This window comes from Blastocatellia bacterium (genome assembly GCA_035275065.1).
Lineage (GTDB): Bacteria > Acidobacteriota > Blastocatellia > UBA7656 > UBA7656 > DATENM01.
The window spans coordinates 81,817-96,685 of the sequence record DATENM010000035.1 but is presented as its reverse complement, the minus strand read 5'-3'; the positions used below and the strand labels follow the sequence as shown (position 1 = coordinate 96,685).

The window sequence follows — 14,869 nt, the reverse complement described above, 5'->3', positions numbered from 1 at the left end:
CTCATCACTCAAGAGATGGCATTCAACCGCAAAGACCTGCTGGGGATCCGCGAGCTATCGGTCGAGGAGATCACCACCATCCTCGACACGGCCACTTCTTTCAAAGAAATTAACGAGCGCCCGATCAAGAAAGTGCCGACGTTGCGCGGCAAGACGGTCATCAACTTCTTCTTCGAATCTTCGACACGCACGCGCACCTCGTTCGAGATAGCCGCCAAGCGCCTGTCCGCCGACTCAATCAACATCTCGGCTTCGACCTCGTCGGTCACCAAGGGCGAAACCCTCGCCGACACGGCGCGCAACCTGCAAGCGATGGCCCCGGACGCCATTGTCATTCGCCACCCGTCGCCCGGCGTCCCTTACCAACTGGCGCGCTTGATCGATGCGTCGATTATCAACGGCGGCGACGGCGCGCACGAACACCCGACCCAGGCGCTGTTGGATGCCTTCACCATCCGTGAGCAGAAGGGCCGCATCAGCGGCCTGCGCGTCGCCATCATCGGCGACATCCGGCATAGCCGTGTGGCGCGCTCGAACACACACCTGCTGACGAAGCTCGGCGCACAGGTGCGCATTGCCGGCCCGCGCCCGCTGATCCCGCCCGATTACGAATCGATTGTCGAAGACAGCAGCGACGCGCTGCTGGTCTGCAACCGCATCGAAGCGGCCATCGAAGGCGCCGACGTGGTGATGATGCTGCGCATTCAGCGCGAGCGCATGAGCGAGGCTTTCTTTCCATCGCTCAAAGAATATTCGATCCAGTACGGGCTGACGCTGAAGCGGCTGGAGCTGGCCGCCAAAGATGCCATTGTCATGCACCCCGGCCCGATGAATCGCGGCGTCGAGATCAGCTCCGACGTCGCCGACGGCAACCGCTCGCTGATTCTTGAGCAAGTGCATAACGGCGTCGCCGTGCGCATGGCCATTCTCTTCTTGTTGATCGGCGCGGAAGGCGAATGAATCAAATGAACAAGCTCCTCATCAAAGGCGGGCGCGTCATCGATCCGTCTCAGCATATCGATAAGGTTACCGACTTGCTGATTGAAGACGGGCGGGTCAAGGCGATAGGCAATGACCTCGCGGCGGACGACGCGGAAGTGTTCGATGCCGGCGGGTTGGTAGTCGCTCCGGGGTTTATCGATCTACACGTTCACCTGCGCGAGCCCGGCCAGGAATACAAAGAGACAATCGCGACAGGGGCGGCGGCGGCGGTCGCCGGCGGCTTTACCGCCATTTGCGCGATGCCGAATACCCGGCCCGTCAACGACAACGCCTCGCTGACGCGTTACATGGTCAGCAAAGCCCAGGAAGCCGGGCTGGCGCGCGTCTATCCCATCGGCGCGATCACGCGCGGCTCGGAGGGGACAGAGCTAGCCGAGATGGCTGACCTGAAAGCCGCCGGCGCCATTGCGGTCTCGGACGACGGGCGGCCTGTGATGAATTCTCAGGTGATGCGCCATGCGATGGAGTACGCTCGCGACCACGGCCTTGTGGTCGTGGATCATTGCCAGGACACACAGCTATCGGCGGGCGGCGTCATGAATGAAGGGCGGATTTCGACGCTGCTCGGCTTGAAAGGCATCAGCCGCGCCGCCGAAGAGAGCCACATCGCCCGCGACATCATGCTCTGCGAGCTGACCGGCGCTCGCGTCCACATCGCGCACCTCTCGACGGCGGGCGCCATCGAGCTGGTGCGCCGCGCCAAAGCCCGCGGGCTGCCGGTGACCTGCGAGATCACGCCGCACCACTTCGCGCTGACCGACGCGGCGGTCGTCGGCTTTGACACCAACACCAAGATGAACCCGCCGCTGCGCACCGAAGAAGACCGCATGGCATTGATCGAAGCGGCGCGCGACGGCCTCGTTGATGCGATTGCCACGGACCACGCGCCGCACCACGAAGACGAAAAGATGCTGGAGTACGATCAAGCACCGTTCGGCGTCATCGGCCTGGAAACCGCGCTCGGAGTCGCGCTCACCGTGTTGCATCACACGAACGGGGTTGCGCTCCCCCGCGTCGTCGAGATGCTGACGGCAGGCCCGGCGCGGGCGTTCGATCTAGCCGGCGGCACATTGGCGGTCGGCGCGGCGGCCGATGTGACGATCTTTGACCCGGAGCGCGAATGGACGGTCGAGCCGCAGCAGTTTAAGTCGAAGAGTCATAACACGCCGTTCGGCGGCTGGCGCTTGCGCGGCCAGGTTGTCACCACCTTCGTCGCCGGCAGCGAAGTCTTCCGCGTTCAATGAGACGCGGCCTGACAATCCACTAAAACATTCATTCCCAGAAGAAAAGCCGAGGGCTGATTCAATCGAGCCCTCGGCTTCGAGTTTGTAGCCGACATCACGGACGACTGAGGCTATTGAACGCCCTGCACTTTGACGATGGTTCCGGTGAAAATCGAGCTGATATAAATGGTGTTCGTCTGTTCGTTGCGGACGATGCTCACCGGCGTGATCAGGCCGCCCGCGACGGCGACCGGCGCGGCGCTCGGCGAGCTAAAGAATTGCAGGCGACCCGGCGCGTTCGCCAGCATGTCTGCGCTGAACTCCAGCGTGTAGAACTGATCCTCCCCGTGCGCTCCCTTCACCGGCAGCACGTCTATGGCCGAAGTCAGGCCGCCGATGAAGGTCGTCTGACTGTCATTCGCGAGATTGACTTTGCGAATTTCTGCCGAGCCCTGGGCGAACGGGAAGCCTATCAGGAAAGGCACGAGGAGCTGTTTGCCGAAAACCCTGACGTTGTTCGGCACCGCTTCCATGATCGGCGGCCCGAACGGCAGCGGGTTGGGCTTGGGGGCAAACCGCGTCAATACTTCGCTGTCGCCGCTGTCGAGGTCAACTCGGTAAATCAGATTCTCGCTGGCGTCGGCGACATAGAGCCCGTTGCCGCGGATGTCGGCGCCGAAGGGGTTCGAGGCGCGCACGTTGTTTAGCAGGTCTGGACGCGGCTCGTCGGCGAAATCACGGAAATTCACCAGGATGTCGGCGACCAGCCGCTCGCCGTTGCCGTTATTGGTTTTTAACTTTCCGCCGCTGGCGAGATTGGCGTAGTTGCTTGCGGTGAAGACAAAGTCGCCGCCCGAAATATCAACCGAGGCGGGGAAGCGCAACGCCAGCACCGAGCTGAAGAGCGGCGAAGTAGGCGATGGGTTCGCCACCTCTGAGCCCGGCGCGGGGCCGGGCAGCGTCGCGTCGCCCGAGCCGATAACCACGTAAAGCGTGCGCCCGCGCAGCACCAGCGCCGCCGGTCCCGATGGCGCCGGCTCGCCGCCCGCGAGGTTGATCGCCGACGGCAAGCCATCTACCAGGGTGCGGCGGCTGCCGCTTGGATCGATGACCGAGATGCGCCCGTCCATGTGGCCTGTGCCGCTTTCGGCCACCAGCAGGTTGCCGCCCGGCGTCAGGGTCATTCTGACCGGCGCTTTCAGGCCGCCGGCAAACACGGTCGCCGATTGCGCCATGGCATGGACGCCCGACAGGATGAGCGCCATCAAGGTGAGCACGGTGAGCGTTGCGAGTTTCTTCATCTGACTTCCTCCTTCAAGATGGTTTGAGAGCTGGTTGCGTACAAGCTCAATGCCGTCTAAGTCAATTGTCGGGGCAGCCCTTTTGCTGCCCCATGCGCATCAAGCTAAGTAAAGAAGCCTGTAGGGGGATGAAAAAGAAACTCCTTCGGTGATAATTGGCATTGTCCATCAACACCAACAACGAAGGAGTTCTCTGATGCGCAACCTATCACACTTGCCCCACACCCTTCAAAACCTGCTGACCGTCCAGGCCAGGCAAGCCGGCTTCTCGTCCGGCTTTGTCCAGCGCCGCTCGAAACTCACCGCCGAGATCTTTGTTCAATCGTTGACCTTCGGTTGGCTGGCTAACCCTTCGGCCAGCTTACAACAACTGGCGCAGACCGCTTCGGTGTGCGGCGCTGACCTTTCGCCGCAAGCTTTAGATCAGCGTTTCACTCAGGCCTCAGCCGCTTGTCTCAAGCAAGTTCTTGAAGCTGCCGTGGCGCAGGTCATCACCGCTGACCCGGTCGCCCTCCCGGTCCTGCGCCGCTTCACCAGCGTCGAGTTAATTGACTCCTCGATCATCTGCCTGCCCGATGCCTTGTTGCCGGTCTGGCGCGGCTGTGGCGGTACGCGCGGCCAAAGCTCGTCACTGAAAGTCGAACTTGGCCTGGAGTTGCTCACTGGCCGATTAAGCGGCCCGCACTTGCACGATGGCCGCACCGCCGACTGTAAAGGGATTCTGCAACACCGTCGGCTGGCGCCGGGGTCATTACGAATCGCCGACCTGGCTTATTTCAAATTAGAGTCGTTGCAGGAATTATCGGCGCAACCGGTGTATTGGATCAGCCGCCTCAAAACGGCCACCGGCTTGTTGGATCAACAAGGCAAGGCGTGGCGACTGTTAGAACTGATTCGCGCTCAAAAGCGTGATCGCATCGAGGTGGAGATCAAACTGGGGCGCAAGGAGCAAATCGCTTGTCGGCTAATTGCGGTGCGCGTCAGCGAGGTGGTCGCCGCCGAGCGCCGCCGCCGCATGCGCGATAAAGCGCGACGTAACTGTCGGCCCCTGAAAAAGGAGAGCTTGGCGCTGGCCGACTGGACCATCTTGATAACCAATGTAGAAGCCGAGAAGTTGAGCTTGCAAGAGGTGCTCGTGGTCGCACGAGCGCGCTGGCAAATCGAGTTGCTGTTCAAGCTGTGGAAAAGTCACGGCCAGATCGATGCGTGGCGCAGCCAGAAGCCGTGGCGCATCCTGACGGAATTGTATGCCAAGCTGCTGGCGATGCTGATTCAGCATTGGGTGTTAGTGGTGGGCGGCTGGGGAGAGGCGGATAAGAGCCTGATGAAGGCCAGCAAGGGAGTACAAATGCTGGCCCTGCATCTGGCTGCGGCAATGGGATCGATCAAGGCATTGACGGAAGCCATCAAGCTGATCGGCAAATGTATTGCGCGGCGATGTCGAGTGGAGAAGCGCAAAAAGGTGCCGTCCAGTTTTCAGCTACTTCTGAATGAGCCTTAGCTTGATGCGCATGGGGCAGCCCTTTTGCTGCCCTTATTTGTTCATGCGCGAACAGGCGGCGAAATAGCTCACGCGCCGGCAAGATTCTTTTTGAGGTCTTTATCTCAAATCGCCAGTTGTGATAATCTGCGCCAGCGGTGAGTCATTCGCGAGGAAGGCAAAGCCTGTGACATCGCTTTCGCCCAAAGAGATTACCCAGCTACTCAGGGCCTGGGGCAATGGCGACCAGTCGGCGCTCGCCCAGTTGACGCCGCTCGTGCATGCCGAATTGCACAGGCTGGCGCGCCGATACCTGTCGCGCGAATCGCCCGGCCATACGCTGCAAGCGACGGCGCTGGTCAACGAGGCGTATATGCGATTGATTGACTGGCAGAACGTCGCCTGGCAGAACCGCGCGCATTTCTTCGGCGTTTCGGCGCAGTTGATGCGCCACATTCTGGTCGATTACGCGCGCCGCCGCCGTTCGCACAAGCGCGGCGGCGAGGCGGTCGAAGTCTCGCTCGACCAGGCCGCGGTTATCTCCAGTGAACGCGCCGCGGATTTTGTGGCGCTCGACGACGCGCTGACCAGTCTGGCGGCTTTTGACGAACGCAAGAGCAAGATCGTCGAGTTGCGCTTCTTCGGCGGCCTGAGCATCGAAGAGACCGCCGAGGTGCTGAAGATTTCGCCGGCCACCGTCAAGCGCGAATGGAGCCTGGCACAGGCATGGCTTTATCGCGAGTTGAGGAAGCAATCATGATGACGAACGCCGAACGCTGGCAGCAGATCGAAGCCATCTATTACGCGGCGCTCGAAATCCCCGCCGCGGCGCGCGCCGACTACCTCCAGCAAGCCTGCGCCGGCGACCCCCAATTGCGCAGCGAAGTCAATTCGCTGCTCTCTTCGCATGACCAGGCGAGCGGCTTTCTCGATTCGCCGGCCCTCGAAGTCGCCGCCCGTGAAGTCGCCGAGTCGGCCAGCACCACCGTCATCAACGCGACACTGCCGCATTACCGCATCCTTTCGGCGCTCGGCCAGGGCGGCATGGGCCGCGTCTATCTGGCCGAAGACACGCGGCTGCGGCGCAAGGTGGCGCTCAAATTGTTGGACATCACGCTGGTCGCCAACCCGCAGTTGCGCGCCCGCTTTGTGCGCGAGGCGCAACTGGCGTCGGCGCTCGACCACCCGAACATCTGCACGGTTCATGAGATCGGCGACGCCGCCGGGCAGCCCTTCATCGCCATGCAGTTTGTCGAGGGGCAATCGCTCAAGCAGGTGATCGCGGGCCGCCCGCTGACGCTCGATTCGCTGCTGTCGCTCGCCCTGCAAGTTGCCGACGCGCTGTCGGCGGCGCACGAGCAAGGCATCATCCACCGCGACGTTAAATCGTCGAACATTATCGTCACGCCGCGCGGTCAGGCCAAGGTGCTCGACTTCGGCCTGGCCAAGCTGGTGGCTGAAGCGGGTGATGCGGCAAACGAGCTGACGCAGACCGGCGCGGTCATGGGCACGCCGGCTTATATGTCGCCTGAACAGGCGCGCGGCGAGCGCGTCGATCATCGCAGCGACCTCTTCTCGTTTGGCGTCGTGCTATATGAGATGGCGACGGGCCGGGTGCCGTTCAAAGAAAAATCACAGCCCGAAACCTTGAACGCCATCATCAATCAGCCGCACCCGCCGGTGCTGGAGCTGAATCGCGAAATCCCGCTGCTGCTTGCCGCCATTATTGACCGGGCGCTTGAAAAGCGTGCCGAAGACCGCTACTCGTCCATGCGGCAGATGATGGCCGACCTGCGCCAGTTCGCCTTGCAAGCAGGGCTTCAGAGCCAGGGCAGCGACGTGCCCGACGGGATCGTCATTCCTTATGTGCCGCCGCGCCGGCAAACCTTCCTGGCTCGCCTCAAGCGTGGCCTACGCGCCGCTTCGGCTACCCCGCGGCTGGCCGCTCGCTTCTGGCTGGCGGTGGTTGCCATCGCGGCGGTCGCGCTTGCTCTGTGGGGTTACATCCATTACCGCAATCGCCAGTGGGCCGCGGCGCAGGTGGCGCGCGTCGAAGAGATGGCGCGGGCCGGCAGATTCTTTGAAGCCTATGATCTGGCGGTGCAGGTGCGCCGCTACCTGAGCGATGAGCCGACCCTGGCGCGGCTGATGCCGACAATCGGCAACACGCTGTCGGTCAACAGCGAGCCGGCGGGGGCGCAGGTCTACCTCAAGCGCTTTTCACCCGACGGCAGCACGACGCGTCAGCCGGTCGGCACGACGCCGATTCGCGACCTGCAAATCGCGCGCGGCGATTATCTGCTGACGATTGAGAAGCCGGGCTTCGCCAGCCTTGAGCGAACGATCTCTGGCGCGCTGTGGGACGAAGGTACGGGAGTCATCATCCCGCCGCCGCTTCGCATCGAAGCTCGATTGATCGAAGCCGGTCGCGTCCCCGACCGCATGGCCTATGTGCCGAGCGGCGACTACCGCATCGTCGCGTGGCGGCGACCGACCGACGCCCGCGTCCGCCTCGGCGACTTCTTCATTGACCGCTTCGAGGTCAGCAACCAGGAGTTCAAAGAGTTCGTCAACGCCGGCGGCTATCAGAAGAGGGAGTATTGGAAATATCCTTTCGTCAAGGATGGCAAAACGCTGACGTGGGAAGACGCGATGCGCGAGCTGCACGACCGCACGGGGTTGCCCGGCCCGCGCGAATGGGCCAACCAGACGTTTGCCGAAGGCCAGGCGCAGCATCCCGTCACGGGCGTCACTTTTTACGAGGCGGCGGCTTATGCCGAGTTCAGAGGTAAGCGGCTGCCGACGCTGTTTCAATGGGAGAAGGCGGCGCGTGATGGCGTTACGAATTTTGTCGGCGATACCATGCCGTGGGGATTGATGGAGAAGGGCATTGACCTGCGCGCCAATTTCAAGCGTGAAGGCACTGTGCCGGTCAACAGCTTCGAGTTCGGCATGAGCCCTTTCGGCTGCTACAACATGGCCGGCAACGTCTCCGAGTGGTGCCTGAACGAAACCTCGCAAGGGTACTTTATCGCTGGCGGCTCATGGGAAGACCCGACCTATCTGTTCGGCTATTATGGCACCTATCCGGCATTCTACAGCTCAAACAAAATCGGCTTCCGCTGCGCGATGAGCGCGACCGATTCGGCGGAAGATCAGAGCGCCATGCGCATTGACATCGCGGCGGAAGTGCCGCGCTACACGCCGGCAAGTGACGCCACGGTGAAGGGGTGGATGAAGCTCTACGGGTATGAGCGGACGCCGCTTGATGCACAGGTCGTCGAGGTGACAGAGACCGAGACGTGGCAGCGCGAGAAGATCACCTTCAACGGCGTCGGCGGCGAGCGCGCAATGGCTTACCTCTACTTGCCGAAAAATTTTCATCGCCCCTTGCAGGTCATCCACCTGCTACCGGCGGCGGATGTCACGTCGCGCGCCCGCACGCTGACCGATTCGATGGAGATTAACTTCGCGTCGCTGGTCGGGGCAGGGCGGGCATTGTTTGCCGTGGTGCTGAAAGGCTTCATCGGGCGCGACCGGCCCGCGGGTGCGGCGGCGGCTCAGAATGATCCCGCCGAATATCGCGACCGGGTGTTGACCGATCTGATCGAGCTGCGGCGTGGATTGGATTACCTTGAAACGCGGCAAGACATCGATGCCAGCCGGATCGCTATGTTCGGCCCGAGCGGCGGCGTGCTGAAGCTCCTTCTGCCGGCGATTGAACCCCGCTACCGAGCGGTGGCTTATAACGGCACGGGCATTCGCAAAGACTATTTGCAATTGCTGCCGGAGATCAATCCCATTAACTATGTCGGGCACATCCGAGCGCCAAAGCTCCTGGTGCAAGGCCGCTACGACGAGGCCGACCCATTGACGACACAGGGCGAGCCGCTGTTCCAACTGCTCGGCGAGCCGAAGCGCCGCATCCTTTTTGATGGCGGTCACATCCCGCCGCCGCAGATCATGTACCCGGCCCTCAATAACTGGTTGGATGAAACGATGGGCGCTGTGATTCGCAACTGAACTCTTCTCAATTCATTGCGCAGGCGGGCGTGTCGCCGCGAGTGATTCGTGGACTTCGCGGGCAACGCGGTCGGCTTCTTTGATTACGTCGCCGGTCGAAACGCCGTGCAGGTAATTGCCGATCAGTCGCAAGCCGGACGTCTGGTCGAGCAAGGCTTCGATGCGGGCGACGCGGTCGCGGTGGCCGATGTTGTATTGCGGGATAGCGCGTTCCCAGCGCGTGACGCCGACGACGGTGGGCTCTGCGGTGATGCCGAGCGCCTTTTGCAATTCGCCGTGCGCCGTGGCGCTTAGCTCGGCGTCGGGCAGCCGCGCCGCATCGGGGTTACGCGCCCCGCCGACGAAGACCGTCAGCAACGCCTTGCCCCGCGGCGCGCGATCCGCAAACAGGCTCGAATTCCACACGCAGCCGAGGATGTTCAGCCCCTCGCTCGGCGCCACCAGAAAACCGAAGCCGTCGAGCGGCGTCGCCACACTCGCAACGTCATACGCCAGATAGACAATCGCCAGCGGCGGGTAGTAGATGCCTTCAAGCAACTGGGCCAGCTCAGTCGAGAGCGGCGCGACCAGTGAGCCTGCGGCCTTTGCCGGGGTGGCGATGATGACCTGATCGGCGGTCACCTGACGCCGCGCGCCATTCTGATTGAATGTAACCTGAACCGCACGGCCTGAATCCGCAACCCGCAAGCCGCAATCGGCAATTCCGGTCATCAAGTCTTCGCCGATTCTCGCCGCAAGCCGACGAGGCAAGACCGTCATACCGCCCTTAAAAGAGATGAGCCGCCGGCGCGTCGGCGCGGCTTTATCAAGCACGGCGCTGACGGCTTTCCTGGCGCGGCGGGCTTCGCGCGCCTTGGCAATGCTGCCGCGAATCAAGCCACCATAGCTCGTTTCAAGGTTCCACAGTCGCGGGAAGGCGGCCTGCACGCTGATCTTTTCGGCGTCGCCCGCATAGATGCCCGACACGAACGGCGCGACCATGCGCTCTGCCGCTTCACGCCCGATCCGTCGGCGCGCGAAGGAAAAAACGCTCTCTTCTTCGCCGGCCCTGCGCCTGCCGATGAACGGCTCGGCGAAGACGCGCAGCTTGCCTGTGGCGCTCAACAGCTTGCTCTTGATGAATGCGCCGGCGCCCGCCGGCACCGCGTGAAGCCGGCCTTTGACATAAACATAGGCCGGCGCTTTCGGGTCGCCTTCGGCCAGTTGGCCCATCAGGCCAAGCTCTTCAATCAGCGCCATCAACTCCTCAGTGCCCTGCGAGCTGTTCGGGCCGCGCTCGATCAAGTAGCCGTTGACGACCTCGGTCTGCATGACACCGCCGACGCGGTCTGAAGTTTCGATGAGCAGTACGTCACCGCCGAGCGACTTTAAACGATAAGCGCAGACCAGCCCGCTGATGCCCGCGCCGATGACGACGACTTGTTTGTGATCGTTGCTCATCGCTGACTAAAGGCTCGCCCGGTCGCAAGCGCAGAGTTGATTCGCTGTGGCCCCACTCGCCGCCGCCGGGCAGTAGCGACAGTTGATCCTTGCGGCTGACGCCGCACCGGGCGCAAGCGCGCGCTCGACCAGGCGGGCGAGCGCGTCAATGAAATCCGCGCGGCAATTCATCGTCGGCACGCGCCGGTAATCCTTGATGCCGACCTCATCGGCAAGCTCGCCGTAAAGCAAGTCCATCTCGTAAAGCGTCTCGCTATGCTCAGAGACGAAGCTCACCGGCACCATCAGCAATTGCCCAATGCCTTCACTCGCGAGGCGGCGCAGCGTCGCGTCGGTCGCCGGCCCCAGCCATTCGACCGGCCCGACCTTGCTCTGAAATGAGAGCGTGAAGGGGCGCTGCTTGCCGAGCCGCTGCATCACCATCTCGACGGTGCGCTCGGTCTGTTCGAGGTAAGGGTCGCCCTGCTTGATGTAGCTCACAGGGACACTGTGGGCGCTAAAGAGAATGTGCGTTTGATCGGGATTGGGGAATTCAGCGAGCTTTTCAGCAACCGACGCGGCGAGCGCGGAAATGTAGCCTTCGTCACCTTCGTAGCTACAGACCACAGAGGTGCGCGGCAGGCGATAGCGGCGCTCTTTGATCAGCTCGTTCATGCGGTTGAGGCTTGAGCCGGTCGTCGAGATCGAAAATTGTGGGTAGAGCGGCAGCACGACGAGATGGCTGATCTCATCGCGCAGAATCTGTTCGAGCGCCTCTTCGGTGAACGGCTTCCAGTAGCGCATGGCGACATAAGCGCGGGCATCGATGCCGCGGCTCTTGAGCGCCGTCTCAAGCGCCCGCGCCTGCTCGTCGGTGATGCGGCGCAAGGGCGAGCCGCCGCCGATCTTCTCATAGTAGCCGCGCGATTTCTTGTAACGCTGCGTCGAGATCATCCACGCCAGCGGCTTCTGCATAAAGCGCCACGGCAGGCGGATGATGTCCGGGTCGGCAAACAGATTGAAGAGAAACGGGCGCACGTCGTCGAGCGTGTCCGGCCCGCCGAGGTTGAACAACAGCACGCCGATGCGTTCCTGCGAGTGGGGTTGGCTGGTCATACGAATGCGGGCTCGGCTTCAGGCGCGCGGCCGCTTGGCGGCGTTGATGAATGCCTGCGCGTTTTCAACCGGCGTCATCGGCAGGATGCCATGTCCGAGGTTGAGGATGTGGCGGTGGCCGCCGCCTTCCTTCAACAGCGCCTGTGCCTTTTCCGTAATAATCTCCGGGGTCGAAAGCAGCACGCACGGGTCGAGGTTGCCTTGCAGCGTGAACCCGTCGCCGACGCGGGCGCGAGCGTCTTGCAGATTGACGCGCCAGTCCAGGCTCAAGACATCTGCGCCGCAGCGCGCCATCTGTTCGAGGAAGATGCCGCTGCCGTTGATGTACATGATGGCCGGCGCGGCGGCGCGGTTGATGGCTTCGAAAATCTTCTGCTCGTAGGGCAGGGCGAACGTTTCGTAATCGCGCGGCGACAGCTCGCCGGCCCACGAGTCGAACAACTGGACGACCTGCGCCCCGGCTTCGATCTGGGCGTTGAGATAAAGGATCACCGTGTCGGCGATCTTGTCTAACAACGCATGAAGGGTCTTCGGCTCGGCGAACATCATGCGCTTGACCTCTGCGTAATTCTTCGAGCCGCCGCCCTCGATCATATAAGCCGCCAGCGTCCAGGGTGCGCCGGCGAAACCGATCAGCGGCACCGCGCCATCAAGCTCGCGGCGCAAGGTTTTGATGATCTCGATTACAAAGCCGGTCTTCTCTGTGGGGTCGGGGACGATCAGCTTATCCACCTGCTCGCGTGTGCGAATGGGGTCGGGCAGCTCAGGACCTTTCTTTTCGGTGAGCTGCACTTCCTGGCCCATCGCTTCGACGGGGATGAGAATGTCGCTGAACATAATCACCGCATCAACACCGAGGATGCGGTAAGGTTGCAGCGACACTTCGACGGCAAGCTCGACCGTCTTGCAGAGGGTCAGGAAGTCTATGTCCTTGCGGATGGCGCGGTATTCGGGCAGGTAGCGGCCCGCCTGGCGCATCATCCAGACAGGTGTGCGCTCGGTGCGCTCGCCCTTTGCGGCTCGAATCAAGAGATCATTTTTCATATTGAAAGCAAGTTCCATTCTAACCGCCGTGCCGTGGGCGCTCAAGCACGCGGCTTTGAAGGCAACCGGCTGACGAACGGGCTGCCGGTCTCGTAAAAGCGCCAGTCCAGCTCGGTTGCGCGGGTGATGCCAATGCGCGGGCTCGCTGAAATCATCGGCTCAGCCTCGCGTGCCAGAACGCGAATGTCGCGGCCCAGCGGTTTGCCGTTCATCGTCAAGTCTATGCCGAACGCCGCACAGAGGCGGCCCGGCCCGCTGGCCAATTGCCGGAGATTGGTCGTGCCGCGCCGCTCGCTCATCAACTCGATGCCGAGCGTCGGTTCGACGGCGCGAATCAAGACCGCGCCGACGCCCGCGCGTTCGGTCGTGATGTTCAAGCAGTAATACATTCCATAAATCAGGTAGACGTAGATGTGACCGAAGCTTTCGCGCATGATCGCCGCCTGGCGGCTGCGGGTTACGGCGTGCGAAGCGGCGTCCGTGGTGTAGGCTTCGGTTTCGACGATGCGCCCGGCGCAACCGCCCGCAACAAGCGTTGCGCCGATCAAATCGCGCGCCACGGTCACGGTGTCGCGGGCGAAGAATTCGTGGTCGAGATCAGCCATAAAGACTCCCTATTGTCGCTTGTCCTTTGCCCTTTGTCATTGATTTTTGGCGGCCACGACGCGAAGTCGAGCAAAACCTCGCGACGAAGGGCAAGGGAGAATCTGCTTTTTGCAATTTCGCTTTTTCCGCCGCTGCCGGCTGTGCTATAAAGGTTTGGCTTTACATCGGGCGACTTAGGGAATCAGCAACAAAAGATATGTGCAGGCGCAGGGACGATTCTCATGCAGGAACAACGGCTCAAGCTGATCTTGGACTCTGTCATTCGGCTGGCGCGGCGCGGCGCGATGTCGAATGCCGTGAACCTGCTGACCAAGTTGCGGCCCGTTGACATCGCGCAAATCCTCACGCAGCTTCCGCAATCCGAGCGCGAGGCGATCTTTAGCGTCCTGGTCGGCAGCGACCTGACGCAGGCCGCCGAGGCGGTTTCGGAGATGGAGACACAGAGTGCGGTCGGATTGCTTGCCGCGCTCAACCGCGGCGATGTGACGCGATTGCTGCAAGAGTTGCCCTCGGACGACGCCGCGCTGCTGGTCGCCGAGATGCCCGAAGCGTTGCGCGACGAGCTGCTCGAAACCATGAAGGCCGAGCACTCGACGGTCGTCAACGAGCTGCTCGGTTTTGCCGATGAGACTGCCGGGCGCATCATGACGCCCGACTACTTCGCCCTCGATGAAGAGCTGACGATTTCAGAAGCCATCACGGCACTGCAAAAGCGCAGCGAAGAGTTCGAGATGGCCTTTTACATTTACGTGGTTGATTCGCGCAACCACCTGCTCGGCGTCGTCAGCCTGCGGCAGTTGCTGTTGAACTCGCCGTCAACGCCGCTGCGCAAGATCATGATCGGCGACGTCATCAAAGTGACGACCGACACCGACCAGGAAGAGGTCGCGCGATTGGTGGCCACTTATAACCTGCTGGCCGTGCCGGTCGTGGACCCGGAGAACAAGCTCGCCGGCATCATCACGGTGGACGATATCATTGACGTGATGCGCGAAGAGGCGACCGAAGACATCTATGCGCTGGCCGGCGTCGAAGCCGACGACCGCGCCATCGGCTCGGCCATGAACTCTGTGCGGCGGCGGCTGCCGTGGCTGCTGCTGTCTTTGGGCGGCGCGTTGATCGCGGTAGCGATTGTGCGCTGGCTGCTGCCCGCAAGCGACCCGCAGTTCGCGTTGTTGCTGGCCATCCTGATTCCAGTGGTCGCGACCATGGGCAGCAACGCCGCGACCCAGACCATGACGGTCGTGGTGCGCGGCATCGGCCTGGGCGAGGTCAGCTGGGAGACGCGCTGGCGCGTTACTTTGAAAGAATCGCTGGTCGGGCTGACCAACGGCCTGGTCATCGGCGTCGTCGTCATGCTCATCGTGGCGCTGTGGTTTACGCCCGGACTGGGCGGCGTTCTGGGGCTGACGATGGTCCTGAGTTTGTTGTTTGCCGGCATGCTCGGCACGATGATCCCGGTGTTGCTCAAGCGATTCAAGCTCGACCCGGCGCTGGCGTCATCGGTCTTCGTCGTGACGTTCACGGACATCGTCACGTTCTTTTTCTACCTCGGCATCGCGGCGCTGCTCTTCAAAGCTTTCAAGCTGTAACGCCGCGGCTGTCGTTCGGTTGTAGCCGCAGTTACTAATTCACGTTTGATGAAGGAGGAACCT

At 62.1% G+C, this 14,869-nt stretch carries 11 protein-coding genes; 6 read left to right on the top strand and 5 right to left on the bottom strand.

Going from position 1 to position 14,869, the window contains the following annotated elements; genetic code table 11:
* The first annotated feature begins 15 nt into the window (after positions 1-15).
* The gene (locus VJ464_07150) at positions 16-960 is read left to right on the top strand and encodes an aspartate carbamoyltransferase catalytic subunit (protein ID HKQ04891.1); all 945 of its coding nucleotides are present in this window, start codon (positions 16-18) and stop codon (positions 958-960) included.
* Between the two features lie 5 nt (positions 961-965).
* Positions 966-2,246, top strand: a complete 1,281-nt coding sequence (locus tag VJ464_07145) for a dihydroorotase (GenBank protein ID HKQ04890.1) — start codon at positions 966-968, stop codon at positions 2,244-2,246.
* A gap of 110 nt (positions 2,247-2,356) precedes the next feature.
* On the opposite strand, the gene VJ464_07140 is transcribed toward VJ464_07145, so the two are convergent.
* A complete protein-coding gene (locus VJ464_07140) occupies positions 2,357-3,526 on the bottom strand; it encodes a ScyD/ScyE family protein (protein ID HKQ04889.1) in 1,170 nt (389 codons plus the stop codon).
* 325 nt (positions 3,527-3,851) lie between these two features.
* Between VJ464_07140 and VJ464_07135 the strand changes: the two genes are divergently transcribed.
* The 3 genes from VJ464_07135 to VJ464_07125 all read left to right on the top strand — a co-directional run bounded on the left by VJ464_07135 (position 3,852) and on the right by VJ464_07125 (position 9,029).
* On the top strand, positions 3,852-5,027 hold the full coding sequence (locus VJ464_07135) for an IS4 family transposase (GenBank protein HKQ04888.1): 1,176 nt from the start codon (positions 3,852-3,854) through the stop codon (positions 5,025-5,027).
* Positions 5,028-5,193: 166 nt separating this feature from the next.
* Complete coding sequence (locus VJ464_07130) at positions 5,194-5,766, top strand: sigma-70 family RNA polymerase sigma factor (protein ID HKQ04887.1); 573 nt, start codon at positions 5,194-5,196, stop codon at positions 5,764-5,766.
* Entirely contained in the window at positions 5,763-9,029 is a 3,267-nt protein-coding gene (locus tag VJ464_07125; protein ID HKQ04886.1) for a protein kinase, read from the top strand. Before VJ464_07130 ends, VJ464_07125 begins: the two co-directional genes overlap by 4 nt.
* Positions 9,030-9,041: 12 nt before the next feature.
* On the opposite strand, the gene hemG is transcribed toward VJ464_07125, so the two are convergent.
* Genes hemG through VJ464_07105 form a run of 4 tightly spaced genes read right to left on the bottom strand, consistent with a single transcriptional unit; the run spans position 9,042 to position 13,213 of the window.
* The gene (hemG, locus tag VJ464_07120; protein HKQ04885.1) at positions 9,042-10,469 is read right to left on the bottom strand and encodes a protoporphyrinogen oxidase; all 1,428 of its coding nucleotides are present in this window, start codon (positions 10,467-10,469) and stop codon (positions 9,042-9,044) included.
* Positions 10,470-10,475: 6 nt separating this feature from the next.
* The gene (gene hemH / locus VJ464_07115) at positions 10,476-11,564 is read right to left on the bottom strand and encodes a ferrochelatase (GenBank protein ID HKQ04884.1); all 1,089 of its coding nucleotides are present in this window, start codon (positions 11,562-11,564) and stop codon (positions 10,476-10,478) included.
* Between the two features lie 18 nt (positions 11,565-11,582).
* Positions 11,583-12,608, bottom strand: a complete 1,026-nt coding sequence (gene hemE / locus VJ464_07110; protein HKQ04883.1) for a uroporphyrinogen decarboxylase — start codon at positions 12,606-12,608, stop codon at positions 11,583-11,585.
* A gap of 41 nt (positions 12,609-12,649) precedes the next feature.
* On the bottom strand, positions 12,650-13,213 hold the full coding sequence (locus VJ464_07105) for a DNA-3-methyladenine glycosylase (GenBank protein ID HKQ04882.1): 564 nt from the start codon (positions 13,211-13,213) through the stop codon (positions 12,650-12,652).
* 222 nt (positions 13,214-13,435) lie between these two features.
* On the opposite strand from VJ464_07105, the gene mgtE reads away from it, so the two are divergent.
* The gene (mgtE, locus tag VJ464_07100) at positions 13,436-14,806 is read left to right on the top strand and encodes a magnesium transporter (GenBank protein ID HKQ04881.1); all 1,371 of its coding nucleotides are present in this window, start codon (positions 13,436-13,438) and stop codon (positions 14,804-14,806) included.
* The last annotated feature ends 63 nt before the right edge of the window (positions 14,807-14,869 follow it).

Bases quoted from the DNA above. Each gene is read 5' to 3' on its own strand.
- VJ464_07150 (HKQ04891.1), top strand. From the start codon at position 16: ATGGCATTCAACCGCAAAGACCTGCTGGGGATCCGCGAGCTATCGGTC.
- VJ464_07105 (HKQ04882.1), bottom strand. From the start codon at position 13,213: ATGGCTGATCTCGACCACGAATTCTTCGCCCGCGACACCGTGACCGTG.
- hemG (HKQ04885.1), bottom strand. From the start codon at position 10,469: ATGAGCAACGATCACAAACAAGTCGTCGTCATCGGCGCGGGCATCAGC.
- hemH (HKQ04884.1), bottom strand. From the start codon at position 11,564: ATGACCAGCCAACCCCACTCGCAGGAACGCATCGGCGTGCTGTTGTTC.
- mgtE (HKQ04881.1), top strand. From the start codon at position 13,436: ATGCAGGAACAACGGCTCAAGCTGATCTTGGACTCTGTCATTCGGCTG.
- VJ464_07145 (HKQ04890.1), top strand. From the start codon at position 966: ATGAACAAGCTCCTCATCAAAGGCGGGCGCGTCATCGATCCGTCTCAG.
- hemE (HKQ04883.1), bottom strand. From the start codon at position 12,608: ATGAAAAATGATCTCTTGATTCGAGCCGCAAAGGGCGAGCGCACCGAG.
- VJ464_07140 (HKQ04889.1), bottom strand. From the start codon at position 3,526: ATGAAGAAACTCGCAACGCTCACCGTGCTCACCTTGATGGCGCTCATC.
- VJ464_07125 (HKQ04886.1), top strand. From the start codon at position 5,763: ATGATGACGAACGCCGAACGCTGGCAGCAGATCGAAGCCATCTATTAC.